This window comes from Carboxylicivirga agarovorans (assembly GCF_050589845.1).
Classification (GTDB): domain Bacteria; phylum Bacteroidota; class Bacteroidia; order Bacteroidales; family Marinilabiliaceae; genus Carboxylicivirga; species Carboxylicivirga agarovorans.
This window is the reverse complement of the sequence record NZ_JBNGPA010000016.1, coordinates 64,478-89,974: the sequence shown is the minus strand read 5'-3', so window position 1 is coordinate 89,974 and position 25,497 is coordinate 64,478. Positions and strand designations below refer to the sequence as shown.

Sequence of the window (25,497 nt, the reverse complement as noted above, 5' to 3'; positions counted from 1 at the left end):
CATGATTGAGAATTCAGACTTTCGGATTGAAGAGCCAGACCTGAGTAGTAGGTTTGATGTGGAATTAATTCGTCGTTTTTTGTCTCCTCTGGGCTTTTATTTCGATGAATCATTAGTTGATTATTGCATAATTCTCTATACTTTAAATGATGATATCGTTGGGGTGGGTTCCTGTAAGGGAAAAATTCTGAAATATGTCGCTGTTGCCCCTCGGTTTCGTGAGTCAGGCGCATTCGCGCATATTGTAAGTCACCTGACAGAGCGCGTTATGAGCAATAACCGACAAGCCTTTGTTTTTACCCGTCCCGAAAATATTACGCGTTTTGAAGGTATTGGCTACAGGCAGCTGGCCACCGCTCAGCCATTGATCTCGGTTTTAGAATTCGGGTATCAGAGCATTGATGATTATAAACAATACCTTAAGTCAATAAAGCCAGGAAATCAGCAAGGAAAGGCTGCTTCCATAGTTATAAATGGCAATCCATTTACCCTCGGGCATCAATACCTTGTAGAGAAAGCTGCCAGGGAAAATGAACAGGTGTATGTTTTTGTTGTACAAGCAGAGAAATCCGCTTTTTCTTTTGCCGATCGCCATGAAATGATTCGTTTGGGAACACAGCATTTACCCAATGTGGTACTTGTAAAGGGAGGAGAGTACATCGTTTCTTGTGCGACTTTCCCCAACTATTTTTTAAAGAACGAAAACCCGGATGCCATTACTCAAAAACAAGCCGAGTTGGATATTGAGATCTTTGTAAGTCATATTGCACCCGTATTAGGCATCAATAAACGGTATGTAGGTACGGAGAACTATTGTGCCACTACGGCTTTCTATAATAAAGCCATGAAAGCCATACTGCCAAATAAAGGGATTGAATGTTGTGAGGTTCAACGACTGGAAAAAGATTCCGGATCCGGAGAGTTTATCAGTGCCAGTAAGGTGCGTGCTGCCATTAAAAACAACAATGTGGCGGAATTGCAGTATTTACTTCCGGAAACCACAATACAATACTTACAGGATAAAATGGATCTGATGTCAATCAGGACGCGTTTGAGTACCGCTGATTCGAGACATTAAAAAAACCGCTTTCGCGGTTTTTATTATGCTGTTTGTTCTTCAGAATCAAAAATATCAAAAACTTTGTCGAGCTTCATAAGTTTTAAAAGGCTTAGTACTTCTGCCTTTATGCCGCAAAGTTGAAAAGTGCCTCCATTTTGCCGGGCTGTTTTAAGTGCACTTATTAAAGTACCAATTCCGGTACTGTCAATAAAACTAATGTTAGACAAGTTGAGTATCATTTTAGTACCTTCAGTCGATAACGCTGCAGTTAAATCAGCTTTAACTTCTGCGGCTACAGTTGCGTTTAATCGATTTGTCTCAGCTAGTGTACCATACATTACACCATCTTGTTCTTTAACGTGTAGCATATTACTTGTTTTGTTTAATTCTCAATAACCTCTTGTAATTCAATGACTGCTGCGTCGCAGGTTTCATTGAAGCGCTTAATTAATTCTTTAATAGAGTTTTCATTCTTATTATCCAAAAGCCATTGCCTTCTGTCATCGGGATAACTGTCAAAGCTTTTCTGAATTTGAATAGCTTCTTCAGAGTCATTTTCCAGGCTTTCCATTTTCAAAAGCTTGGCAATTAACTCAAGATTTTTTAAATCTTTATTGCCCAATTCTTCCATTCCCATTGACATAACTGATGATTTTGCTTTATGAGCCACAGCAGCGATCTTGCTCCAATCTTTAGAAGACAGTCCTTCGTCAAACCCTTCCTTAAACTCCGGAATTTGCTCAATAAAAATGTTAATTAGCTCTTTGATAAGGTCATAGCTTCCGTCAGTTATACTTTCAAGATAGCCTAAGTCAATGTGTGAATACGGGTTTGGCATAAATGTTTATTCAATTTAATGATGCTCAAATTACAAATTATTTGGCAAAAGTAACTTTTTTAAACGAAATTATTTGATTGAGGTCAAATGTCGTTAGCCCGAGGTGATATTAATTAGCTTTTTAGGCCGATAATTATCATTTTTTGGCAGCTGATTATTTGTTTACATTTGTTCAGATTGCTCGGGATAAATATTTGTCCCGTTAATAAAAGTGATAAATAACTGATATAATAAAGATTAATAGCATTATCAAATGAAAAGAACGGCCTTTTTCAAGTTTCACGAGTCCTTAGGAGCCAAAATTGTTTCCTTTGCTGGTTATGAGATGCCAATTGAATACTCTGGTATTAACAACGAGCACATGACTGTGCGCAATGGTGTTGGTGTTTTTGATGTGTCACACATGGGAGAGTTTTGGGTTAAGGGACCTAAAGCTTTTGAATTAGTGCAAAAAGTAACCTCAAATGATGTAGCTGCTTTGTCAGTGGGACAAGCACAGTATTCTTGTTTTCCCAATGGTAAAGGTGGTATTGTAGACGATTTGTTGGTTTACAAATATGATGAAGAAAAATACCTTTTAGTAGTAAACGCAGCTAATATTGATAAAGACTGGGCGTGGGTCAATGAGCAAAATACAATGGGTGCAGAATTGGAAAATGCCAGTGATGCTATTTCTCAGTTGGCTATCCAGGGTCCTAAAGCAGAAGCCGTACTTCAGAAGTTAACGGATATTGATTTGTCATCGGTACCTTATTATACCTTTGTTACGGGAGCTATTGCAGGAGCAGATGATGTAATAATTTCGAATACCGGTTATACAGGTTCAGGAGGTTTTGAGCTTTACATGCACAATGCTGACGCTGAAAAGGTGTGGGAAGAAATTTTCAAAGCTGGTGAAGAGGAAGGTATTTTACCAATTGGTTTAGCTGCCCGCGATACCTTGCGTTTAGAAAAAGGATTTTGCCTGTACGGAAACGATATCGACGATACTACTTCTTCTATTGAAGCAGGTCTGGGTTGGATCACTAAATTCAACGATGGTAACAAATTCATTGACTGTGAGTACCTGTTGAAACAAAAAGAAGAAGGTGTTTCAAAACGCTTAAGAGGTTTTGTACTGGAAGATCGTGGTATTCCTCGTAAGGATTATGAAGTAGTTACAGAAAATGATGAAGTAATTGGTCGTGTAACATCAGGAACCATGTCGCCAATGCTTCAAAAAGGTATTGGAATGGCCTATATTAATAAAGGCTATACAAAGTTCGATACGGAGATTTTTATCAAAGTACGTAACCGAAAGCTAAAGGCTAAGGTGGTTAGAATACCTTTTGTTTAATCCTCGTAAAGAGATGACGAAAAAATATCAAACAAAAACGTGATAATTATCATGTTTTTGTTTGTTGTTTGAGTGTTTATTACAGAGTGTTGATAATTGGTTACTTAGCCATTAAACAATACTTGTATGAAATGAGATCGCTATCAATTTGAGATGAGTTTTGCTTTTAAACTGTAAGCTATATTTTATCTGATTTTGTGTGCTTTGCAGTAGATATTTCATAATTTTATACACTCAAAACATTAATCAAAACAAACTAAAGTTAATTAGCAGTAATTAAATTTTTAATAAAATGAAGATTCACAACTTTTCAGCAGGACCATCAATTTTGCCTGAGTCAACAATCAAAAACTCGGCTGAAGCCGTACTAAATTTTGCCGGAACAGGCTTGTCTTTGTTAGAAGTTTCGCACCGTAGCAAAGAGTTCGTAGCTGTTATGGACGAAGCAACAGCTTTATTTAAAGAATTGTTGGATATCCCTGCAGGATACGAAGTGGTTTTCGTAGGTGGTGGTGCCAGCACTCAATTCTGCATGGTGCCTTACAACCTGATGAAGTCAAAAGCAGCTTACCTTAATACAGGTACATGGGCTAACAAAGCTCTTAAAGAAGCTAAAGGGTTTGGTGAGGTTATTGAAGTCGCATCATCAAAGGATTCAATCTACAATCATATACCTAAAGGATATGATATTCCTGCTGATGCAGACTATTTCCACATTACAACTAATAATACCATTTATGGTACTGAAATTAAGAAAGATTTAGATGTAAATGTGCCGTTAGTAGCAGATATGTCTTCTGATATTTTCTCTCGTCCTGTTGATATTTCAAAATATACATTGATTTATGGTGGTGCGCAGAAAAACCTTGCTCCTGCAGGTGTTACTTTTGCTATTGTAAAAGAAGACGCTTTAGGAAAAGTTGATCGTCACATCCCAACAATGTTGAACTATAAAACTCATATCGACGGAGGTTCTATGTTTAACACTCCTCCGGTATTCCCGGTTTACTCAGCTCTTCAGACTTTGAAGTGGTTGAAAGAAATGGGTGGTGTTGCTGCAATGGAAAAGATCAATATCGAAAAAGCAGCTGTTCTTTATGATGAAATTGATCGTAACCGTTTATTTAAAGCACCGGTTGCAGACCTTGAAGATCGCTCATTAATGAACATCTGTTTCATCATGAACGATGAATACAAAGAGTTGGAAAAAGACTTCTTTGACTTTGCAACTGCACGAGGTATGAGCGGAATCAAAGGTCACCGTTCTGTAGGTGGTTTCCGTGCTTCTACATACAATGCTATGCCTAAGTCCAGCATTCAGGCATTAGCTGATGCCATGAAAGAATTTGAAGCTAAGCACTAAAAAACAATTTCCATAATATTGAAGTAGCCCCGCTTTGGGGCTTACTTTTTTATCACCACACTTAATTTTATTACAATGAAAAAAATATTAGTTGCTACCGAAAAGCCATTTGCTAAAGCGGCTATTGATCAAATTGCACCAGTTGTTAAAGAGGCCGGTTACGAATTGGTTCTGCTTGAAAAATATACTGATAAAGCTGAATTATTAGCAGCAGTAAAGGATGTGCACGCCATGATCGTTCGTTCAGATAAAGTAACTCGCGAAGTTGTTGAGGCGGCTCCGGAGTTAAAGATCGTTGTTCGTGCAGGCGCTGGTTTTGATAACCTTGATTTAGAGGCTTGTACTGAAAAAGGTATTGTAGCAATGAATACACCAGGTCAAAACTCAAACGCTGTAGGTGAGCTAGTGCTTGGTATGATGGTGTTTATGGCTCGTAACGGTTACAACGGAACTGCCGGAACAGAGTTACGCGGTAAGAAAATCGGTATTCATGCTTATGGTAATGTTGGCCATTATGTAGCTGAGATCGCAAAAGGTTTCGGAATGGAAATCTATGCTTTTGATCCTTTTGTTGCTAAGGAGAAAATTGAAGCTGCTGGTATCAAGCCACTTGAAACAGTGGAAGAATTGTATTCCACTTGTGACTATGTTTCATTACACATTCCTGCAAACGAGCATACTAAGCAGTCGATTAATTACGACTTATTAAATAAAATGCCTAAAGGCGGTACTTTAGTAAATACTGCCCGTAAAGAAGTTATTCATGAAGAAGAGATTTTGAAGTTAATGGCTGATCGTCCTGACTTTACTTATATCTCAGATATTGCTCCTGATAACAAAGCTGATTTCGAGGCTGGTTATGAAGGCCGTTACTTCTTTACACCAAAGAAAATGGGTGCTCAAACAGCTGAAGCTAACATCAATGCAGGTGTTGCAGCTGCTAAGCAAATCATTGGTTTCTTCGAAAATGGCGATGAAACATTCAGGGTAAATAAGTAATTACTGAATAGTTACGCAGTAATTATTATAATATAGGAAATAGCAGGGTACGTAAGTATCCTGCTATTTTTTTTTATGGAAACGCAATGATACAAAAATATGACAATCAGGATTTTTTTTCTACTCACATCGACTATACTGCTGGTACCGTTTCAAAGAATTTGCTCTTATAAGGTTGAATGTATACTTCCATAAGAACCATTGAACAGCAAAGTATCCTCATGTTGAAGAAGTAAATTGTATTTTACAATAATAATTACTTGAGCGTCGCCATGTTTAAATTTCAGCGATTATTTCCTGCAAAGTGGCTTCGGTAACGCTTCGGGCTTTCTTCGGTATTTGTTCGGGACCGCTTCGGATCAACCTCGCTGGCAGCGAGGTTGATCCGAAGAAGTCCCGAGGATAGTGCGATACAGGGCCTTTTGTAAAGCGATGCTTTCAGAAGATACGTATTGTAAATTTAGATAAATAGTATAGGTGGTCACTGGTGCTTTTAGTTGCGGTTTTCAAAGAGACATCAGCCATTTTTTGAATCCCGTTTTTACAGGAAGTTGAGCAAAAGAAAATGTTTTTAAATTAGCGACAAAAGACAAGAATAAATGCCTGTTGTCATAATACAGACTATCATTATTCCACCTTCACCGCTACCCGGTTTTATAAGGATGTGTTTTAAAACAGTAAAAAATCACATTTGATGTTGACGAAAGTCACCTAATCGACAATATCTGATTACCTACATTTGTAAATAGGAAATAGAGATGACATGTTGTTGTGTCATGAATACGCTATTTACTGAAGTACAAAAAATATTAAACTAACTAAATATCAAGAAATGGCAATTATTAAACCATTTAAAGGCCTAAGACCGCCACAAAACATTTCGCAGGATTTAGCCTGCTTACCATATGATGTAATGAACAGCGCAGAAGCTGCTCAAATGGCAGAAGGAAAAGATTGTTCATTATTACACATTACACGCGCTGAGATTGATTGTCCTGCCGGTACTGATATTCATTCAGAAGAGGTGTATGAAAAGTCAGTTTCTAACTTCAGGGCTTTCCAGGAAAAAGGATGGTTAGTGCAGGATGAAGAGGCTAAGTATTATATCTATGCTCAAACAATGGACGGACGCACACAGTACGGTATTGTTGGAGCAGCTGCTTGTGAAGATTATGCTAACGGTATCATCAAAAAGCACGAATTAACACGTCCGGATAAAGAGGAAGATCGTATGATCCTGACTCGTTACCTGGATGCTAACATTGAGCCGGTATTCTTTTCTTATAAAGCCGTACCTGAGATTGACACCATTGTAGAGAATATCGTTAAGAACCAGAAGGCAGATTACGATTTTACTGCAGAAGATGGTTTTGGTCACCATTTGTGGGCCATTAATGATGCGGAGACAAACAAGCGTTTAGAAGAGCTTTTTGAAACTAAAGTACCTGCCACTTACGTTGCTGACGGTCACCACCGTACTGCTGCTGCTGCACGCATTGGAGATGAGAAGAGTGGTCAGAACGCTAATCATACAGGTGATGAAGAGTATAATTTCTTTATGGCTGTTCACTTTCCTGATAACCAGTTGAAAATTATTGACTACAACCGTGCGGTAAAAGATTTAAATGGATTAACTCCTGATGAATTATTGGCGAAGCTAAATGAAGTATTCGTCGTTGAGTGTATGGGTGAAGGTGAATACCGTCCTGCTCAATTACATGAGTTCAGCATGTATTTAGAAGGTAAGTGGTACAAGTTAAATGCTAAAGAGGGAACTTATGATGATAATGACCCAATTGGCGTACTTGATGTTACAATTCTTTCTAACCATGTATTGGATAAGATGTTAGGTATTGAAGACCTGCGTCGTTCAACCCGCATCGATTTCATTGGTGGTATTCGTGGATTGGGAGAATTAAAGAAGCGTGTTGATTCAGGAGATATGAAAGTGGCTTTTGCTTTGTATCCTGTATCAATGCAGCAATTAATTGATATTGCCGATACTGGAAATATTATGCCTCCAAAAACAACTTGGTTCGAACCAAAGTTGCGTTCCGGCTTAGTTATTCATAAATTGGAATCTAAATAGTCTTTACCAAAAATACAGACTAACTAAATATCCGTTTAAGCCCCCTTTCAGCAGGGGGCTTTTTTGTACACTGAGCTTTCTTAAGTAAATTTGTGTTTTTTAAAACAACAAACATGTCAATACAAAATAACCTTCAAGCAGTTAAAGAGCTGATCGACAACCGTGCCCTTCTGGTAGCCGTTTCCAAAACCAAACCAAACGAAGACCTGATGGAAGCATATAATGCCGGTCAACGTGTTTTTGGCGAGAATAAAGTACAGGAACTGACTACTAAATATGAAACATTGCCAAAGGATATCGAGTGGCATATGATCGGTCATTTGCAATCCAATAAAGTAAAATATATTGCCCCTTTTGTGAGCCTGATCCATGGCGTTGATTCTGAAAAGTTATTGAAGACGATCAACAAGGAAGGAAAGAAGAATAACCGGAAAATACCATGTTTGTTGCAGGTTCATATTGCCGAGGAAGAAACAAAGTTTGGTTTCACTGAAGAAGAATTGTTATCGATGCTTAGCCAGGAACTGTTATCATCTCTAGAGTACATTGAATTGAAAGGAGTGATGGGAATGGCTACTTATACCAATGATACCGACCAGATAAAAAAGGAGTTTGCCACTTTAAAACAGGTTTTTGATAAGCTTAAATCGTCTGTTTTTGCTTCAACTGATTCGTTCACTGAGATAAGCATGGGTATGTCGGGTGATTACCAGTTGGCCATTGAAGAAGGAAGCACGATGGTTCGCGTGGGAAGCTCAATTTTTGGAGCCCGCGATTATCATTAAAACCATTCTATATAAGGTAATATTTACAATAATTTTTTCCTTACGCTTCGGTGTGGGTGAGTTTTGTTTATATTTGTTCTAATCAAGATTGTATAAAAAATAATTGACCCAATGGCAAATTTAGAAACTAAATACCTGGGATTAACATTAAAGAATCCAATAATAGTAAGTAGTTCAGGGCTGACTAACAGTGCTGAGAAAATAGGTAAACTTGTTGAAGCCGGAGCTGGAGCAGTCGTGCTTAAATCGCTTTTTGAAGAGCAAATTAACCATGAAATCAATAACATAATTTATAAAGGTGAAGGGTTTGATTATCCTGAAGCTGCAGATTACGTTAAAGGTTATACGCGCGATAATTCGGTTGGTGATTATTTAACTGTCATTAAAGAAACAAAAGCTAAATATGATATTCCGGTGATTGCCAGTATTAATTGCTTTTCATCGGACGAATGGGTTGATTTTGCACAACAAATAGAAGAATCGGGAGCAGATGCTCTTGAATTGAATGTTTTTGTTTTAAATACCGATAAAAACAGTAACCCAGAAGAATATGAGCAACTGTATGTAGATATTGTTGCAAACGTAAGCAAAGTAATAAGCATACCGGTTTCAGTTAAACTGGGATTGTATTTTTCAAATCTGGTCAATGTGGTTAATCGCCTGTCTGTATCAGGTGCTAAAGGTGTTGTTTTATTCAACCGCTTCTACGAGCCTGATATAGATATAAATAAATTGTCTCTTACATCGGCAGAAGTTTTAAGTAGTCCTGCTGATATGCGCAGAACCTTACGTTGGGTTGCTATTACTTCAGATAAAGTGCATAATATTGATATATCGGCATCGACCGGAGTACATGATGGCGAAGCCGTTATTAAGCAAATATTGGCTGGTGCAACCACAGTTCAAACCTGTTCAGCAATTTATAAAAACGGGCCAAAGGTGATAACAGACATGTTGGATGTATTAACTAATTGGATGAATGACAAGGGCTACAATTCACTGGCAGACTTCCGTGGATTAATGAGTTACAGTAAAATTGAGAATCCGGCTGTATATGAAAGAGCTCAGTTCATGAAGTATTTTTCGTCATACGAATAAAAAAATAATAATTAAGATTTTAGTCCTGCTTTTTCGAAAGTGGGACTTTTTTGTTATAAGTACCTGGAAATTAATAGTTGAAAGACATAAACCAAATGTACAGTATGCTTGTTATAGCTTGAAATACACTTTTATTATTACTAAAAACTCAGGTAATTCGTATTATTTAATATTTTTATATTAATTTTCAATTTTAAAACTATTGAGATAACGTAATAAGAAGTATAAATATTCTATCATTATGAGAATTGTAATGACCAAAGCTACCGTCTACCTTTTAACTATCGCACTTGGAGGTGCTTTGTTTTTTTCATGTAATTCAAGTCAGAAGAAACAAAAGTCAGAAGAGAAGGATATAGTAGAGTCCGTAAGTGTTGATGGAAAGCTGGTGGATGACTTTAAAAAGTCAAAATTAATTTTTTACTCATTGCCTTCACCTTTGGAAACTGCCATGTTGATTAAGCGTGCAGGTGCAACTTACAACGAAGATTTATTAAATCCGCTTTCTAACATTGACAAGTATTCAACGAATCGTCAAATGGCTTTAAATCTGGGTGTATATTCAGCCGATTTAAGTTATACCAGCCTGTTCGATCAAACTCAAAGTTCTATCAAGTATATGGCTAATGCAAAGCGTTTAGCTGATGCTTTGGGGATCATGGATGCGATCGATGAGGAAACATTGCGCAAGTTAGAAGAGAACATTGATAATCGTGATGTGATGTTGGATATCATTTCTGAAACTTTTATGTCTTCAAATGCTTATCTGACAGAAAATGACAGGCCAGCCATTGCCGTAATGGTGCTTGTTGGCGGATGGGTAGAAGGTTTATATATTGCAACACGCCTTACCAATGGTTCGGTTGATAACAATAAGCGATTGATCGATAGAATTGTATATCAGAAATTGAGTCTGTACACGGTTATCAACTTGCTGGAAGAGTACAAATCAAACGAAGACATCAGTTATATTTTAGATCGGATCACAGAATTAAACGCGATATTTGAGGAAGTAGAGATCAATAATACTTCCAAAATTGAAGCTGAGACAAATGCTGAAACAAGGGTTACAACCATTAAGGCTGAGTCGGAAGCTATCATATCTCCAGTAGTGTTTGAAAAGCTGATGAAGAAGGTTGCTGAGATCAGAACTGAATTTGTTTCTTAATTGTACTAATATGCGTCATCTAGTTCTGATTACACTATTAGTTATATCTGGTGCTCTTGCTTCAGCCCAATGTATAAATTATGCCAGAAATGCAGGTAAAGATCTTCTTGGAGATTATATACATGATGGTAACTATAATGGGGCAGTCCTTGAAGAGGGAGAAAAGGCTGAACTTTATAAAACCTTTTTTAGTGGGCAAAGCTATCGTGTAGGAATATCAAAGGTTGCTCAGCTTCCTGATATCCACTTAAGGATCCTTGATAAGGCAGGAAACGTATTATTCGATAATGCAGATTACGATTACCGTTTGGTTTGGGATTTTAAAGTGGAAAGTACTCAAATGTTGGTTGTTGAGTTAAACGTACTTGAAAGAGATGGTGAGCATGAAGACCTTGTCAGCGGGTGTGTCGCTGTTTTGTTTGGATTGGAACCGGATAAGAAAAAGAAGAAAAAATAATAATACATACTATACAAAAAAAAGAGCTCTGTCAGGAGCTCTTTTTTTGTATATAAGGTTTTAGGTATTTACCGGTATAGGATGATTTATTTTTGATCAGCTCATCTGGTGTTCCTTCAAAAACAATATTTCCACCAGCATCACCTCCTTCAGGCCCCAGATCAATGATCCAGTCGGCCGATTTAATGATGTCCATATTATGCTCGACAATGATCAGTGAATGACCGTTTTTAATTAATGCCGCAAAGGCATCCAACAGCGTTCTGATATCATGAAAGTGTAAGCCGGTTGTTGGTTCATCAAAGATAAAAAGCGTTGGTTGGCTTCTTTCATTGGCCAGAAAGAATGCTAATTTCACACGTTGACTTTCGCCACCACTTAAGGTGCTGGATGATTGTCCGAGCTTAATATAACCCAAACCAACATCCTGAAGAGGCTTCAAACGCCTGATAATTCGTTTTTCAGCGGATTTATTGGTCTCTGCAAAAAAGTCAATGGCTTCATTGATGGTCATCTCCAATAGGTCATGCACATTTTTACCATTGTACCTTACCTCCAGTATCTCATCTTTAAAGCGTTTGCCCTTGCAGCTTTCACACTCCAATACGATGTCAGCCATAAACTGCATTTCTACCTTAATGGTGCCTTCACCCTGGCATTCATCACAACGGCCGCCGTCAATATTAAATGAAAAATGTGATGGTTTGAAGCCGTTGTTTTTAGCAGCTTGCTGATCAGCCATTAACTTACGTATTTCATCGTATGCCTTCAGATAAGTGGCAGGGTTGGAGCGAGAGCTTTTGCCTATCGGATTTTGATCGACAAACTCAACTTCTGTCAGCTTATTGATGGAACCTTTAATCAGGTCAAAAGCTCCCGTTTTATCTGCATAGCCTCCTAAATGCTTCTTAAGAGCCGGAAATAATATCTTTTTGACCAAAGATGATTTGCCACTTCCTGAAACACCGGTAATAACCGTCATCACATTTAGCGGGAATTTTACATCGATATTCTTAAGGTTATTCTCGCATGCACCGGTTATCTGAACAAAATCATTGTGCGGACGTCGTGAAGCCGGAACCGGAATTTCCTCCGTACCATTCAGGTATTTGGTTGTCAGACTCTGTTCTGAAGCTTCCAGTTGCCTGTAGTCGCCCTGAAATACCAGTTCGCCACCGAGTCTCCCGGCTAAAGGACCAATATCAATAATGGTGTCTGCAGAGCGTATAATATCTTCATCGTGTTCAACAACAATGACAGTATTACCAACCTTTTGTAAGTTCCTTAGTACATTAATCAGTAATTCTGTATCGCGCGAATGTAATCCGATACTCGGTTCATCTAAAATATATAATGACCCTACAAGGCTGCTCCCCAGGCTTGTCGCCAGGTTAATGCGCTGACTTTCTCCTCCTGACAGAGTGGAAGAGAGGCGGTTCAGGGTGAGATATCCCAGCCCTACATTATTGAGGAACTGAAGGCGCGTACGTATTTCATGTAAAATGCGTTTGGAAACATCGATTTCGTGTTTATTTAAGTCAAGCCCGTCAAAAAAGCCAAATAATTCACTAACAGGCAGAACTACCAGTTCATGAATGCTTTTATCGCCTACTTTAACCCAGCTGGCTTCTTTTTTTAGCCTTGTTCCTTTGCACGATGGGCAAACTGTTTTTCCGCGGTAGCGCGATAGCATAACCCTGAATTGTATTTTGTACTGTTTCTCTTCAACGTGTTTAAAAAATTGATTGAGGCCTTTAAAATGACGATTGCCTGACCATAATAACTCCCTCTGTTCAGGTGTCAGTTCAAAATAAGGGCTATGCACGGGAAAATCAAAATGGTGAGCACTTCGAATCAGTTGCTCTTTCCAGGCCTTCATTTTGTCTCCCTTCCAACAGGCAATAGCATCTTCAAATACAGATAAGCTTTTGTTGGGTATCACCAGGTCTTCATCAATACCGATCACGTTACCAAAACCCTCACATTCAGGACATGCGCCTACCGGATTATTAAAGGTAAACATGTGCTCACTAGGCAGCTCAAACTCAATGCCATCCAACTCAAACTTATTTGAGAAATTGTGTACGGATGCTGAGCCATTATCATAGACTTTTATTAAACATTCTCCCTTGCCTTCGTAAAAGGCCGTTTGAACAGAGTCTCCCAAACGGCTTACAGTGTCTTCGTCATCTGCGGCAGACAAGCGGTCTATAACAAGGAATAGTTCGCGGCACGATTCACTGAGTGAAGATTTATCTGCCAACAGATCATCTATGCGTACAAACTGGTTGTCCGCTTCAACACGACTAAATCCTTGTTTCAAAAGTATTTCAAGATGTTCGTGACATTGGCGGTCATCGGTAATCACGATAGGGGAGAGAATAGCTAACTTCTTGCCCTTCTCAAGTGAAGTTACAAAATTGACAACGTCGCTGGTGTAATGCCTTTTTACTTCATTACCACTAACAGGTGAAATAGTCCGGCCTATACGGGCATATAGTAATTTGATATAATCATAAATTTCCGTACTGGTTCCAACAGTTGATCGCGGATTACGCGTATTTACCTTTTGTTCTATGGCTATTGCAGGTGGAATACCTTTAATAAAATCAACGTCGGGTTTGTCAAGTCGCCCTAAAAATTGACGGGCATATGAACTTAAACTTTCAACATATCGACGCTGACCTTCAGCATATAATGTATCAAAAGCCAGTGAAGATTTACCACTACCGGAAACGCCTGTAATCACAATGAATTGATTACGAGGAATTTTTAAGTCAATATTTTTGAGATTATGAACGCGAGCTCCTTTGACAGTAATCTCTTTCTCCTGCATACTGTAATTTTATATTAAGTGAGAACAAAGATAGGTATCCACCATATAGAATTGAAACAAAAACCGCTTCACTTGGTTGAAAATTTCAGAGATTTGGTTTTTAAACATTTTTTTACTTTTTTTACATCCGAAAACAAACAAGTATTGACTTCTTAAAATTAATTGCCTATAGGACGACCTTTACGAGATGTTTAAAAATTTTATAGTATGGAAAAGCAATTAGTGCTTTCTGATGAGCAACTTGTAAAGGATTTTGTTGCTGGTGATAGTGGTTCAATCGATATGCTAATTGAACGTCACAAGGCAAAGATTTTTTCTTACATTATTATGTGTGTAAAGCAGCAGGAGTTGGCTGAAGATATTTTTCAGGAGGCTTTTATACGCGTTATCAGAACTTTAAAGAATGGTCGTTACTCCGATAGTGGTAAATTTTCTTCATGGGTTATGCGCATTGCCCACAACCTGATTATAGATTATTACCGCAAGCAAAAAAATCAATCGGTTATTTCGAATGATAACTATGAATATGATCTGTTCAATTCATCTCAGTTTTCAGATAAGTCGGTTGAGGAACAGATGGTCACTGATCAGGTTTTAAGTGAAGTTAGCATGTTGGTTAATCTACTTCCTGATAATCAGCGTGAAGTTGTTGTTATGCGTCACTATCGTGATTTGAGTTTTAAAGAAATCGCTGAAGAAACCAATGTAAGTATCAATACTGCTTTGGGCCGTATGCGTTATGCCCTTATGAATTTACGTCGTTTAGCTGAAGAGCGTAATATTTCTTTAACAATGTCATAATTGGTATAATAATTTGTGAAGGCACTACGTTATTAAAGTGTTAAACTTGTAATTAGTGCCTATGGACGATAATTTTACTCAAGAACTCTTAGTGTTAGAAGAGGAAGCAGGTTATTGGTTTTCAGTATTTGATAAGCTTCCCGACGGATCGTTTATGAACAGTGCTTGTTTGCCCAAGGCGATCATCATTAATAAACTTAAGGCTTTTGCACGCGCATACCAACCACTGGTTGTTATGGGTAAGGAAAGTGACTTAATTATTAATTAGTCATAGAATGATTTGGCAAAGTTGTGAAATGAGCCTTTTCCTTTAACAACTCTAATCCAAAAAGCTTTAATAAAACCAGAGCCATATCCGGTAAGCTGTATCAATGATGCCCAGGTGCTCAGTATCGCTACCGGGAATTGGCGTGTTCTGTAGTATGCATCAATCAGTATGATACCGGGAAACAAGAGAAAAGGTATCAAAAACCATGATGATAAAGTTATTGCAAGGAACAATAACAGAGGGTATCCAATTGTAAAAGCCGAGGGAAGTAAATGAACAGGTTTAAGTGTTCCCGTATGTAAAAGCGATAAGTCTATTCGTGCAATTCCAGAGTTAAATACCTGCTTAAAAAAGGCTTTAAAGTGGGTGCGGCGTTTGTGGTATACGTATGCTTCCTGTATCAGTCCAACAGAATAACCGCTTTTCATGGTGCGCATGCTTAAATCCAGATCCTCACCGAATCGCATGTGGGCAAAACCATTAACGGCTTCAAATATTTGCTTTTTTATACCCAGGTTGAAGCTTCGTGGATAAAATTTATCCATTTTACGACTACCACCTCTGATACCTCCGGTTGTTATAGGAGATGTCATTGAATAGCTGATGGCTTTTTGGATAGGCGTAAAAAACGGGTGTGATTCATCTGGTCCCCCAAAACAATCCAGTTCCTGAATATCTAAATGTTCCATGACATGGTTGAAATAGTTGGAGGGGATTATACAATCACTATCAAAGAAAATAAGGTATTCTCCTTTGGCTTTTGCGGCCCCATGGTTTCTTGCCGGACCCGGACCTTGATTATCCTGTGTGTAATAATGCAGATCTAACTGATTGAAGTAGGGTTCTATGACATCCTTGCAGGGTGTTGCAGAACCATCTTCCACAATAATAACTTCGAATACGGATTTTGCCGATTGAAGAGTTAATGATTCCAATAACTCTACAATTTCATCGGGCCTGTTGTAAATAGGAATTATTACTGAAAATTGCATGGGGCTTCATTTATTCACCCAAATATAGCAATTATTGCCATTGAAAAAGGTTATCGAAAGTTAAAGCCGTCCGATAACCTTATTATTTTAATAGATATAAACTACTCCCTTGTTAAAATAAGCATGGGGTCGCCAACTATATTCGAATAGATGGGGCGATAACGATTAGTATCATAAAACTTGCTTACATTCACTATTTTAGTGCTTTCACCTTTGTCGTTTTTTCGCACTGCTTCAATGGAAATATGGTTATACTTTCCATCGTTGATGCATACCATTTGCCCTGAAATACCCTCAATAATTAAATCCATGGCTAAATTGGCATAGGCTGTGGGAACGATCGAATCAAGAGCATCGGGCTCACCAGAGCGAACCAGGTAGCCCAATTTTTGATTAATGACATTAATTGATTTGCCATTGTTGAATTTCGGTGAAAGGCGTTTGAGTTGCTGACCGATATTCTCACCAATACCACCAAGCTTTTTATGACCAAATGCATCCGTTTCATGGCTGCTGTATATAATATCACTTCCTTCGTAACTGGCACCTTCCGAAACCAGCACAACTGAATATTTACTAGGATTATTATTACGGTCTTCCACCATTAATGCCGTTAACTGTTCAATGTTAATCTGATGCTCAGGAATAACGCAACGATCGGCAGCGCCTCCAACAGTTGGCAGTAATGCTGAGAAGCCGGCATTACGTCCAAAAACTTCCAATACAAGAAAACGTTCATGTGAACCGGCACATGTACGTAAAGCATGCGTTAATTCAATGGTGCGGGTTACGCAAGTACTGAATCCAATGCAGTATTCAGTGCCCGGCACATCACCATCCATTGTTTTGGGTATGCCAATGGTGCGAACTCCCTCATGGTGTAAACGTACGGCATAGCTTAAAGTGTCATCCCCGCCAATTGGCACTAAATAATCAACACCGAGGTGCTTAAGGTTAGATACCGCTTCCTTGGTCAGGTCATTGTATTCGTCGGTATATGTTGCTTTTAAATGATCTGGTACATCGTTTATATGTACTTTGTCGGCTTTGGTTCTGCTTGAATGCAGAAATGTACCACCTGTTCGCCCAAGCCTGTTAACTGTATGGTCATTCAATTGCATGCAGTAAGGCTGTTCTTCAAAAGGTAGGAGGGGGTTAATGGAGATGACACCTTTCCAGCCGTTCTTAATGCCAATGACCTTAAATCCTTCGCGTGTTGCACGGATGGTTATTGCTCTTATGGCAGGATTTAAGCCTGGTACATCGCCTCCTCCGGTTAAAATGGCAATGGTTTTTGATGTATGTTTTTTAAGTATCATGGTTAAATGTAATTGAGTGAAATGTTCTATTTCTTACAAGTTATTACCTAAAAAACTGCAAATCAATCTTAAAGCCTATAAAAAGTGATAAAAAGCAGGAAATGATTAAATCTATTGGTTTCGCTAATGAAATGTAAATGAATGGAAGAGTTTGTTTGCAACTTTAATCAAATTCACTCTAAATAAGTTAAAGATTGTAAATTGTTAATATTGAGTCTTCCTGATTTAAAAAAATATGAGCAAATTTGCATGAATTTCATAAAAAGGTGTTGTAAAACACATTTAAGAAGATTCCAAATAAAAAAACAATACAAGACAGTATGATGATTAAAAGTCCACTTCAGATTGCACGTGAAAGCTACGTGCCAAAGATGCCATCTTCACTAAAAGGGGGTATTAAGATTGTAGAAGGTAAAGAAACTGAGTCGGTTGCTGATCAGGCAGATATTAAAAATATGTTCCCAAATACATATGGGATGCCTGTACTTTCATTCGAACCGGGAGATGCTAAGGTTTATGAGGCAAAAACAGTAGGTGTAATTCTTTCAGGTGGTCAGGCTCCAGGTGGGCACAATGTTATTTCGGGTATTTATGATGGTTTGAAAAAACTTAACCCTGATAATAAATTATATGGATTTTTAGGCGGTCCTGGTGGATTGGTTGATAACCAGTATGTGGAATTGACAAGTGACATCGTTGATCACTATCGTAACACAGGAGGTTTCGATATTATTGGATCGGGACGTACCAAGTTAGAAGAAGAAGCTCAGTTTGAGCAGGCTTTGGTTAACTGTAAGGAATTGGGTATCGATGCTTTAGTAATTATCGGTGGTGATGATTCAAATACAAATGCTTGTGTTTTAGCAGAGTACTACAAGAAAATTGATGCGGGTGTACAGGTAATTGGTGTGCCAAAAACCATTGATGGTGACCTTAAAAACGAAATGATCGAAACATCGTTTGGTTTTGATACCGCATGTAAAGTATACAGTGAGTTAATTGGTAACATTCAGCGTGATGCCAATTCAGCTAAAAAATACTGGCACTTTATTAAGTTGATGGGCCGATCGGCTTCTCACATCGCTTTAGAGTGTGCATTACAAACACAGCCAAACGTAACTATTGTTTCTGAGGAAGTAGAAGCGAAGCAGCAAACTTTAGATGATGTTGTGAGTTACATCGCTAATATTGTTGCCAAGCGTGCTGAAAACGGTGATAACTTCGGTACAGTATTAATTCCTGAAGGGCTTGTTGAGTTTATTCCTGCAATGAAGAAATTAATTGCTGAGTTGAATGATTTCCTGGCTCATAACGAAGAAGAAGTTAATGCTTTGGAAGGAAATAAAGAGAAGCGTGATTTCGTAGCAGAGCGAATCTCAGAAGAGTCACGTAATGTATTTACTTCTTTGCCAAACGCAATTGCCAACCAGTTGATGTTAGATCGTGATCCGCATGGTAACGTTCAGGTTTCATTGATTGAAACTGAGAAGATGTTAATTGACATGGTTAAAGCTAAACTAAAGAAGATGAAGAAAGCCGGCGAATTTAGCGGTAAATTCAAAGGTCAGCCACACTTCTTTGGTTATGAAGGCCGTTGTGCCGCTCCATCTAACTTTGACGCTGATTACTGTTATTCATTAGGTAACACAGCTGCCATGTTAATTGGTGAAGGTAAAACAGGTTATATGGCTTCAGTACGCAACCTGACAGCTCCTTCAACTGAATGGATTGCCGGTGGTGTTCCTGTTACTATGATGATGAACATGGAAAAACGTCATGGTGAAATGAAGCCTGTAATTCAAAAGGCTTTGGTTCAGCTTAACGGAGCTCCATTCCAGAAGTTAGTGGAGAGTCGTGAGGAGTGGGCCATCAACCCGAGTTATGTTTATCCTGGTCCTATCCAGTATTTCGGTCCTTCTGAAGTATGTGATATCACCACTAAAACATTAAAATACGAGAAGGAATAAGTAACCTTTAAATATTATAGCCCGTAACTAAGTGCGTTACGGGTTTTTTTATCTATTTTTGCGGAAATAATTATTTGAGTATTTAATTTCCTTTTTATCAAGATATGTCAAAAATTGTTACACTTTCAGAGGCAGCATCTATCGCTTTGCATTCAATGGTATTAATTGCACGAAGCGAAACAAAGCTTAATGTTAATCAAATATCAGAAGCTATTGATAGTTCAAAACACCATGTTGCCAAAGTTATGCAACGATTGGCAAAAGAGGATTTTGTGGCATCGAACCGCGGACCAAGTGGTGGATTTGTTTTGAAGCAGGAACCGGCTGAAATATCATTATTAATGATATATGAAGCTATTGAAGGCAAAGTAGCTATCCAATCATGTCCTGGCGATAAACGAGCCTGCATTATAGGTACATGTATGTTAGGTGATTTATCGCGAAATATGACCAAGGAATTTAAAGAATATATGGAGAGTCATTACTTAAATGAGTACTTGTAATCATTTGTAATCTTCTTTTTTAAGCCACTTGTTGTTGTGCTTAATTTTAACGCTTTGCTGGAGTAATAATCGCTCCAGCTTTTTTATGCTCGCCGGTGAGTAATATAGTGATAGCTGTTTCGACATAATTTCATCACCTTCAAAGTAAGATATTTCAGTACTGTAATAAGTGAGCATATAGGTAAAATTAATATTGACAATGTTCTTCAGGTGTACTGTAAAATAATCGTTATTAAATATTAAGGTTTTACTGAGCAGATGGCTGTTCAATATTCTGACTTCTTTCCCTTTTCTCATAAATATCATGATTATTCCTGCCAGATATAGGGTTGAAAGGGAAGCATAGATGATCATATCCCAGCTGTTAACCGACAGGTTTATAATTGGTACAACCAGGCCAACAAGTAAAGTATAGGAAGCAAAGGGTATAATAATATTTACATTGGGTTTCAGGTTTATCCTGGGCTTGTACAACTGCAACTGTTTCTTGCTTAGATTATTGCTAAACTGATGACTATGGATTGATTGAAAGCCCCTGAATATTTTGTTACATGGGTCCTGATTAAGTAGCTGGCAAAGTTCGTAATACAGTTCTGGCATCTGTTCCCTGAAATCCTCCGGTGCTTCAAAAAAATGCTCTACTGCTACTGAAAAGAATTCCCGGGTGTTGGAGCTTCCGTATTCTCTTAAGAAGCCATTGGGATTTTGGCGTAAAGTCATCATTTTATCAAAAGCCGATTGTCTGAATTTATCCATCAGGCGGTGTATATTGTACCTTCTTCCTTCTGATAAATGCAGGGCCAGATCAAGCGCATGCGCCATTTCGTGCAGGCCCAGGTTTATTTTGTCTTTTGTATCGGCATAGCCTTGCTCAAAATGTTTCCACGACAATACAATCAGTCCTGCCTGATTTACTTCGCCGCGATGGTATTTACGGGTGAACCTGTTGTAATAAGCATCATCGTGTATCAATATAGTTTTAAAACGCCCGAAGCTTATTTGCTTCAACCCGAATGTGAGTTGTGCTGCACAGGCCGAAATTAAGGTCTTTTGGTAAAGGCTCACAATTGGTTTACTTGATGAGATCCAATTGCGACGTTGCATGAACTGATAGGTTCGTAAGATAAAATCAGTTTTAAGCTCGTCAGGTAGCTGGTTGTAATACGAAAACTGCTCCTGGAGAATTTCTTTTATTTTCTTCCACCTGGCAGACTTCTGAGCCACCTTGAGATTAATGGTATTGGTACGTATGAATTTGAGGTATGCATTGACAATTACCGCCATTGCCACCAGCATGCCAAAAACAAATATTAAAATGACATATAAATGCTCTTTAGTCATTTAGCAAATGAATTGTGTGACAAGCAACAACTCCCGCTGTTTCTGTTCGCAAGCGACTGTTTCCTAATGATACTGGTTTAAAACCCGCCTTAGAAGCCATCTCCACTTCATCAATTGAAAAATCACCTTCGGGACCAATGCATAGTGTGCAGTCTGTACCCGTTGCATAGATCTGTTTTAATGGTGTTTTATCTGAGTCGTAACAATGAGCTATAAAGCCGTTTGTGTGGTTTTTATTTATGAACTCATCAAAAGGAGTCAGTTCATTTATTACAGGCAAATAAGCCTTGAGAGATTGCTTCATGGCGGCAACCACCACTCGTTCAATCCGGTCTGTTCTTACTTTTTTTCGTTCAGAGTGATGGCACAGTAAAGGAGTTATTTCACTTATGCCCAATTCCATTGCTTTTTCGACCATCCACTCAAAGCGGTCAATGCTTTTAGTAGGGGCCACAGCCATATGAATACCAAATGCTGACTTTGGAAATGTTTGCTTCTCAATTAAAGCCAACTCACACTTTTTAGGATGGGCATTGATTATTTCACAATTATAATAATGGCCTTTGCCATCGGCCACTGTGATTGTATCACCGGCTTTATGGCGTAATACATTGATGCAGTGTTTGCTTTCTGATTCGTTTAAAATGCCTTGTCCGTCAAATGCCGGATCGAAGAATAATTCCATATAGAATGTTGTTTGGAGCAAAGATAAAAAATGCTCTTTTGTTAAACCAGAATGATCATGAGAAGGTGGTATGTTGATGAATTTTTATTGGCAGCTTAACACAGAACATCGCTCCTTTATTGGGTTGTGAATGAATGGTAATACTGCCGTTCATCAACTCAACAAGACTTTTTGTAATAGACAGTCCTAAACCGGTTCCTCCATGTTTTTTAATGGTTGACTCATCTATTTGTCTGAAACGTTCAAAAATAACCTTTTGATGCTCTTCAGAAATGCCGGGACCGGTATCTTTTACCGATAGTGACAGCTCTTCATTGCTGATTGAATAGTTTATTTCGACCAGTCCTTTATCGGTGAACTTAATGGCATTACTAACCAGGTTTAGTAAAATCTGATAGACCCGAAGTGGATCGGTATAGATCAATAACTCTTTATCTGATCCTCCGTTCAGTTGCACCTCAACTTCTTTATTCAGGGTCGCACACAGACTTAAACCCACTGAATAAACTTCTCTAACGAGCTGGTTGATATTAATTACATCTTCGGTTATTTTAAGTTCGTCTGATTCTATTTTACTAATGTCAATAATGTCATTAATGAGTGTTAAGAGGTTTTCGCCACTGCGCTTTATTAAATTCATGTATTCATGCTGCTCACTGGGGGTAAGCTGACCATATAACAGCAGGTCGGTGAAGCCAAGTATGGCATTCATGGGGGTACGGATCTCATGCGACATGTTGGCCAGAAACGACGACTTTAAACGGTCACTTTCTTCTGCTTTTTCCTTCGCCTTTTGCAGTTCGCTTTCAAAGGCTTTTTGATTATTGATGTCAATAACAATCCCTGTTACCCTGTAGGGCATATTATCAATTCGCTCGGTAATTTTACCATGGATGGACACCCAGGTGAGGGATTTGCTTTTGGTGATGATTCTGGCTTCACACTGAAAGGCCTCAGCTCTTCCTGCTTTATGCAGGTTGTAAGCCTCTTTCACTTGTTCAATGTCCTGAGAGTAGATAAACGATTCCCAGGTATCAACAGTTAACTGAACTTCGCTGGGAGTTTGATATCCCAACAGTTTAGCGAACTGCTCATTTAAGAAAATGCTTTTTTTCTCCAGGTTGATGTCCCACAGACCCTCATTAGCCCCCTGTATGGCCAGTTCAAGACGTTTCTCACTTTCAATAAAGCTGATCTCAACGCTTTTACGCTTGATGATATCACTAACCAGCAATAAGATTATAAAGATAAATACAATTAGTATCGACAGGATGATGGTTAACTCTTTCTTATGGGCCTTGATGTAATTGAGTTGCTCATTGACAAAGAGTATGTCCATTTCGTGGCCATTCGTCTCTAATTCGAACTTTTCAAGTACGTTGTGATCGATAATTGTATAGTTATCAGGATGATTGTGCAGGTGATTGTCTTTTTCAAATAACAATTTTTCCATGAGTTGTGCTGAAATTTTTCCCTGGTCTTCAGCTTTTAAAATTCGCCCCCCTACGATCAGATTCGGCATCAGGAAATCCCAGTTGCTGTATATGGGAATATTAACATGCTCAAAAAAGTAATGGCTTTCAAGCAGCATCTCATTCGGAATGCCATTGCGCTCAGTATACAGACTCAATAAATAGATGGCCCTGTTATTTGAAGGAATCTGCTCCAGTGTTCGTTTTAGTTCTCCGGGATTCGTATTGTTAATAATACGATAGGAGTAGGAGCGTTTTTCAGTTTCAAAGGCATCGATAAATTGGTTAAGAAAAATGTTGCCCGATAAGGTCTCATCTGAAATGACGACGATCTCTTCAATTTCAGGTTGTAAATCTTCAATCAGATCAATGGTTCCTTTAACATCAATAAGCTCATAAACAATGGCATGTTTCTCCGGATCAACAAGATCGAGTTGCTTATCAATGTTATTAACTCCGCAAAAAACAGCCGGAATATCTCCCCAGATATCTTTTCCGTGTTCAATAAAAAAATCAAAAGCCCTGTTGTCAGAGCAAATGATGCCATCGATTTTATGGTCTTCGTATTTTAATTTGTATTGCTCAAATAAGGTTTGAAAATACGGTTCAGAATTAAACCGTTTACTATCCATAAACTCTGAGAAAAGGCGGGTTGATTGATTGTATCTGAAATGCGCTGCAATGGCACTGTTAATGTCAGACGTCCATTTAAAGCCTGGATGATACGAATTCAGGACAACGATCTCTTTTAGTTCGTCGGCTTTAAGTGTGCTGCTAAGTTGCAGTAATGCAACGATTAACAGGAGAAGTATTCTTCGAGTCTGGTTTGATGTCATTAGTGTTAGCGTACAGTTGCATGCTAAAGATACTTAAAGAATTTTAATTTGCTAATAACCTGAATTCGATATTATATTTCTACCTCAGTCCGCTTATAAATGTCTGTTTGTGAGCGGTATTGCTCATCGCTTTATGTGAAAATCCGGTTAATTTCCTTAAACTTAATTGCAATAGTGTACTATTCCTTCATAAATTATAAGTTGTCATTCAACTTATTAGCTTAATCAAAGCTGTGAAATATAAACGAAATCAAATTAATGCCTTTAGTAGAAGTCAATTTACTTTTGATTTAAGGGCTTTACCTCCTGAAAAATACTTCATAACTTAGATTGCCTATTTATCAAATTTAATCCAACCTACAATGAAAAAATTAGTGTGCAGCATTATTATTGCTTTACCATTTTTAACAGCTAATGGCCAGGACTGCAAGGCTTATATACCGTATGAAGAAGGGACGGTCACTGAAATAAGGAATTACGATAAGAAAGGAAAGACTGTGGGAGTCGTCACCCAAACAGTTACAGCAGTTGAGCATAAGGGTAACAACACCACATTTTCAGTTCACCAGGTTTATGAAGATCCTAAGTCGAAAGACGAAATAGTTGAAACAGATATAAGTTTTAAGTGTGTTGATGGTACTTTTTATATTGATATGAGTGGCTACCTCGATCAAAAACAGATGGAGGCATATGAAGGCATGGAAGTTAAGCTTTTGATGGATGAAATTAATATACCCTCATCATATGAAGTAGGTGATAAGCTGAAAGACGGGTACATACGAATGGAAATTACCGGTGGTCCTATGCCAATGAATATGACTGTAAGCATTGAAAACAGGAAAGTATTAGCCGAAGAGAAAGTAACTACGGAGGCAGGCACATTTGACTGTATAAAGATATCGCAGGACATTGTGACAAAGGCTTTTGTCAATATGACGATCAATTCTGTTGAATGGTATGCCGAGGGGGTTGGTGTTGTAAGGTCAGAAACTCACCGGAAGGGAAAGATGGTAGGATACAGTGAATTGACCAAATTCGAAAAACCTTAATCAATCAGACTAATTGAATTAGTTTCCGTTAAGAAAGGCAATAACTAACAGGGGGCAAAAAATACTAGTAAATGCATAAAGAGCCGCTTTGAGGCATCAGTTTCAAAAGATGGTTGTTGAACCACTGCATTGGCAGCACCTATACTAATGAATGAAGGAACCGTCTGAACTTACATGAATAACAGTGGTAGTTATGTCCTCCAATATAAACCCTGGATATCAGTCTTTTGACATA

General features: G+C 38.3%; 22 protein-coding genes. 14 read left to right on the top strand and 8 right to left on the bottom strand.

The genetic code is table 11. The annotated features are described in order from the left end of the window. The first annotated feature begins 1 nt into the window (after position 1). Positions 2–1,078 (top strand): [citrate (pro-3S)-lyase] ligase, encoded by a 1,077-nt coding sequence (gene citC / locus ACRD69_RS15615; protein WP_430816045.1) that lies wholly within the window; start codon positions 2–4, stop codon positions 1,076–1,078. A gap of 23 nt (positions 1,079–1,101) precedes the next feature. Here citC and ACRD69_RS15610 read toward each other — a convergent pair whose 3' ends face one another. Both ACRD69_RS15610 and ACRD69_RS15605 read right to left on the bottom strand, forming a co-directional pair. Further along, positions 1,102–1,428: an STAS domain-containing protein gene (locus ACRD69_RS15610; RefSeq protein WP_430816044.1), complete on the bottom strand. Its 327-nt coding sequence runs from the start codon at positions 1,426–1,428 to the stop codon at positions 1,102–1,104. A 14-nt stretch (positions 1,429–1,442) separates the two neighbouring features. Continuing rightward, positions 1,443–1,898, bottom strand: coding sequence for an Hpt domain-containing protein (locus ACRD69_RS15605; RefSeq protein ID WP_430816043.1), 456 nt, complete (start codon positions 1,896–1,898; stop codon positions 1,443–1,445). Positions 1,899–2,151: 253 nt separating this feature from the next. Between ACRD69_RS15605 and gcvT the strand changes: the two genes are divergently transcribed. From gcvT to ACRD69_RS15565, 8 genes are all read left to right on the top strand, one after another. Beyond that, complete coding sequence (gene gcvT / locus ACRD69_RS15600) at positions 2,152–3,234, top strand: glycine cleavage system aminomethyltransferase GcvT (RefSeq protein ID WP_430816042.1); 1,083 nt, start codon at positions 2,152–2,154, stop codon at positions 3,232–3,234. A gap of 292 nt (positions 3,235–3,526) precedes the next feature. Next, positions 3,527–4,597 (top strand): 3-phosphoserine/phosphohydroxythreonine transaminase, encoded by a 1,071-nt coding sequence (gene serC, locus ACRD69_RS15595; RefSeq protein ID WP_430816041.1) that lies wholly within the window; start codon positions 3,527–3,529, stop codon positions 4,595–4,597. Between the two features lie 75 nt (positions 4,598–4,672). After that, positions 4,673–5,596 (top strand): 3-phosphoglycerate dehydrogenase, encoded by a 924-nt coding sequence (locus ACRD69_RS15590; protein ID WP_430816040.1) that lies wholly within the window; start codon positions 4,673–4,675, stop codon positions 5,594–5,596. A gap of 832 nt (positions 5,597–6,428) precedes the next feature. Then, positions 6,429–7,685 carry a DUF1015 domain-containing protein gene (locus ACRD69_RS15585; RefSeq protein ID WP_430816039.1) on the top strand — a complete coding sequence of 419 codons (1,257 nt, stop codon included), beginning with the start codon at positions 6,429–6,431 and terminating at the stop codon, positions 7,683–7,685. A gap of 113 nt (positions 7,686–7,798) precedes the next feature. Further along, positions 7,799–8,470 carry a YggS family pyridoxal phosphate-dependent enzyme gene (locus ACRD69_RS15580; protein ID WP_430816038.1) on the top strand — a complete coding sequence of 224 codons (672 nt, stop codon included), beginning with the start codon at positions 7,799–7,801 and terminating at the stop codon, positions 8,468–8,470. A gap of 111 nt (positions 8,471–8,581) precedes the next feature. Beyond that, the gene (locus ACRD69_RS15575; RefSeq protein WP_430816037.1) at positions 8,582–9,568 is read left to right on the top strand and encodes a dihydroorotate dehydrogenase-like protein; all 987 of its coding nucleotides are present in this window, start codon (positions 8,582–8,584) and stop codon (positions 9,566–9,568) included. 241 nt (positions 9,569–9,809) lie between these two features. Further along, positions 9,810–10,736 (top strand): hypothetical protein, encoded by a 927-nt coding sequence (locus tag ACRD69_RS15570; RefSeq protein ID WP_430816036.1) that lies wholly within the window; start codon positions 9,810–9,812, stop codon positions 10,734–10,736. A 10-nt stretch (positions 10,737–10,746) separates the two neighbouring features. Continuing rightward, positions 10,747–11,193 (top strand): hypothetical protein, encoded by a 447-nt coding sequence (locus tag ACRD69_RS15565; protein WP_430816035.1) that lies wholly within the window; start codon positions 10,747–10,749, stop codon positions 11,191–11,193. Positions 11,194–11,224: 31 nt separating this feature from the next. On the opposite strand, the gene uvrA is transcribed toward ACRD69_RS15565, so the two are convergent. Beyond that, positions 11,225–14,029: an excinuclease ABC subunit UvrA gene (uvrA, locus tag ACRD69_RS15560; protein ID WP_430816034.1), complete on the bottom strand. Its 2,805-nt coding sequence runs from the start codon at positions 14,027–14,029 to the stop codon at positions 11,225–11,227. 207 nt (positions 14,030–14,236) lie between these two features. Between uvrA and ACRD69_RS15555 the strand changes: the two genes are divergently transcribed. Both ACRD69_RS15555 and ACRD69_RS15550 read left to right on the top strand, forming a co-directional pair. Further along, complete coding sequence (locus tag ACRD69_RS15555) at positions 14,237–14,830, top strand: sigma-70 family RNA polymerase sigma factor (protein ID WP_430816033.1); 594 nt, start codon at positions 14,237–14,239, stop codon at positions 14,828–14,830. Positions 14,831–14,891: 61 nt separating this feature from the next. Beyond that, entirely contained in the window at positions 14,892–15,098 is a 207-nt protein-coding gene (locus ACRD69_RS15550; protein ID WP_430816032.1) for a hypothetical protein, read from the top strand. Here the strand turns inward: ACRD69_RS15550 and ACRD69_RS15545 are convergent. Together ACRD69_RS15545 and ACRD69_RS15540 are read right to left on the bottom strand one after the other, a co-directional pair. Next, positions 15,095–16,090 carry a glycosyltransferase family 2 protein gene (locus ACRD69_RS15545; protein WP_430816031.1) on the bottom strand — a complete coding sequence of 332 codons (996 nt, stop codon included), beginning with the start codon at positions 16,088–16,090 and terminating at the stop codon, positions 15,095–15,097. The genes ACRD69_RS15550 and ACRD69_RS15545 overlap by 4 nt on opposite strands. A gap of 101 nt (positions 16,091–16,191) precedes the next feature. Next, positions 16,192–17,409, bottom strand: coding sequence for a 6-phosphofructokinase (locus tag ACRD69_RS15540; protein WP_430816030.1), 1,218 nt, complete (start codon positions 17,407–17,409; stop codon positions 16,192–16,194). Positions 17,410–17,729: 320 nt separating this feature from the next. On the opposite strand from ACRD69_RS15540, the gene ACRD69_RS15535 reads away from it, so the two are divergent. Further along, complete coding sequence (locus ACRD69_RS15535) at positions 17,730–19,376, top strand: diphosphate--fructose-6-phosphate 1-phosphotransferase (protein WP_430816029.1); 1,647 nt, start codon at positions 17,730–17,732, stop codon at positions 19,374–19,376. A gap of 104 nt (positions 19,377–19,480) precedes the next feature. Further along, on the top strand, positions 19,481–19,879 hold the full coding sequence (locus ACRD69_RS15530; RefSeq protein WP_430816028.1) for an RrF2 family transcriptional regulator: 399 nt from the start codon (positions 19,481–19,483) through the stop codon (positions 19,877–19,879). On the opposite strand, the gene ACRD69_RS15525 is transcribed toward ACRD69_RS15530, so the two are convergent. Genes ACRD69_RS15525 through ACRD69_RS15515 form a run of 3 tightly spaced genes read right to left on the bottom strand, consistent with a single transcriptional unit; the run spans position 19,880 to position 24,213 of the window. Continuing rightward, the gene (locus ACRD69_RS15525; protein WP_430816027.1) at positions 19,880–21,220 is read right to left on the bottom strand and encodes a zinc-dependent peptidase; all 1,341 of its coding nucleotides are present in this window, start codon (positions 21,218–21,220) and stop codon (positions 19,880–19,882) included. It lies immediately after the preceding gene. Next, positions 21,213–21,905, bottom strand: a complete 693-nt coding sequence (locus tag ACRD69_RS15520; protein ID WP_430816026.1) for a 16S rRNA (uracil(1498)-N(3))-methyltransferase — start codon at positions 21,903–21,905, stop codon at positions 21,213–21,215. Before ACRD69_RS15520 ends, ACRD69_RS15525 begins: the two co-directional genes overlap by 8 nt. Positions 21,906–21,960: 55 nt before the next feature. Continuing rightward, positions 21,961–24,213 carry an ATP-binding protein gene (locus ACRD69_RS15515; protein WP_430816025.1) on the bottom strand — a complete coding sequence of 751 codons (2,253 nt, stop codon included), beginning with the start codon at positions 24,211–24,213 and terminating at the stop codon, positions 21,961–21,963. 362 nt (positions 24,214–24,575) lie between these two features. On the opposite strand from ACRD69_RS15515, the gene ACRD69_RS15510 reads away from it, so the two are divergent. After that, positions 24,576–25,262, top strand: coding sequence for a TapB family protein (locus ACRD69_RS15510; RefSeq protein WP_430816024.1), 687 nt, complete (start codon positions 24,576–24,578; stop codon positions 25,260–25,262). Positions 25,263–25,497 lie beyond the last annotated feature (235 nt).

Bases quoted from the DNA above. Each gene is read 5' to 3' on its own strand.
- citC (WP_430816045.1), top strand. From the start codon at position 2: ATGATTGAGAATTCAGACTTTCGGATTGAAGAGCCAGACCTGAGTAGT.
- ACRD69_RS15610 (WP_430816044.1), bottom strand. From the start codon at position 1,428: ATGCTACACGTTAAAGAACAAGATGGTGTAATGTATGGTACACTAGCT.
- ACRD69_RS15605 (WP_430816043.1), bottom strand. From the start codon at position 1,898: ATGCCAAACCCGTATTCACACATTGACTTAGGCTATCTTGAAAGTATA.
- gcvT (WP_430816042.1), top strand. From the start codon at position 2,152: ATGAAAAGAACGGCCTTTTTCAAGTTTCACGAGTCCTTAGGAGCCAAA.
- serC (WP_430816041.1), top strand. From the start codon at position 3,527: ATGAAGATTCACAACTTTTCAGCAGGACCATCAATTTTGCCTGAGTCA.
- ACRD69_RS15590 (WP_430816040.1), top strand. From the start codon at position 4,673: ATGAAAAAAATATTAGTTGCTACCGAAAAGCCATTTGCTAAAGCGGCT.
- ACRD69_RS15585 (WP_430816039.1), top strand. From the start codon at position 6,429: ATGGCAATTATTAAACCATTTAAAGGCCTAAGACCGCCACAAAACATT.
- ACRD69_RS15580 (WP_430816038.1), top strand. From the start codon at position 7,799: ATGTCAATACAAAATAACCTTCAAGCAGTTAAAGAGCTGATCGACAAC.
- ACRD69_RS15575 (WP_430816037.1), top strand. From the start codon at position 8,582: ATGGCAAATTTAGAAACTAAATACCTGGGATTAACATTAAAGAATCCA.
- ACRD69_RS15570 (WP_430816036.1), top strand. From the start codon at position 9,810: ATGAGAATTGTAATGACCAAAGCTACCGTCTACCTTTTAACTATCGCA.
- ACRD69_RS15565 (WP_430816035.1), top strand. From the start codon at position 10,747: ATGCGTCATCTAGTTCTGATTACACTATTAGTTATATCTGGTGCTCTT.
- uvrA (WP_430816034.1), bottom strand. From the start codon at position 14,029: ATGCAGGAGAAAGAGATTACTGTCAAAGGAGCTCGCGTTCATAATCTC.
- ACRD69_RS15555 (WP_430816033.1), top strand. From the start codon at position 14,237: ATGGAAAAGCAATTAGTGCTTTCTGATGAGCAACTTGTAAAGGATTTT.
- ACRD69_RS15550 (WP_430816032.1), top strand. From the start codon at position 14,892: ATGGACGATAATTTTACTCAAGAACTCTTAGTGTTAGAAGAGGAAGCA.
- ACRD69_RS15545 (WP_430816031.1), bottom strand. From the start codon at position 16,090: ATGCAATTTTCAGTAATAATTCCTATTTACAACAGGCCCGATGAAATT.
- ACRD69_RS15540 (WP_430816030.1), bottom strand. From the start codon at position 17,409: ATGATACTTAAAAAACATACATCAAAAACCATTGCCATTTTAACCGGA.
- ACRD69_RS15535 (WP_430816029.1), top strand. From the start codon at position 17,730: ATGATGATTAAAAGTCCACTTCAGATTGCACGTGAAAGCTACGTGCCA.
- ACRD69_RS15530 (WP_430816028.1), top strand. From the start codon at position 19,481: ATGTCAAAAATTGTTACACTTTCAGAGGCAGCATCTATCGCTTTGCAT.
- ACRD69_RS15525 (WP_430816027.1), bottom strand. From the start codon at position 21,220: ATGACTAAAGAGCATTTATATGTCATTTTAATATTTGTTTTTGGCATG.
- ACRD69_RS15520 (WP_430816026.1), bottom strand. From the start codon at position 21,905: ATGGAATTATTCTTCGATCCGGCATTTGACGGACAAGGCATTTTAAAC.
- ACRD69_RS15515 (WP_430816025.1), bottom strand. From the start codon at position 24,213: ATGACATCAAACCAGACTCGAAGAATACTTCTCCTGTTAATCGTTGCA.
- ACRD69_RS15510 (WP_430816024.1), top strand. From the start codon at position 24,576: ATGAAAAAATTAGTGTGCAGCATTATTATTGCTTTACCATTTTTAACA.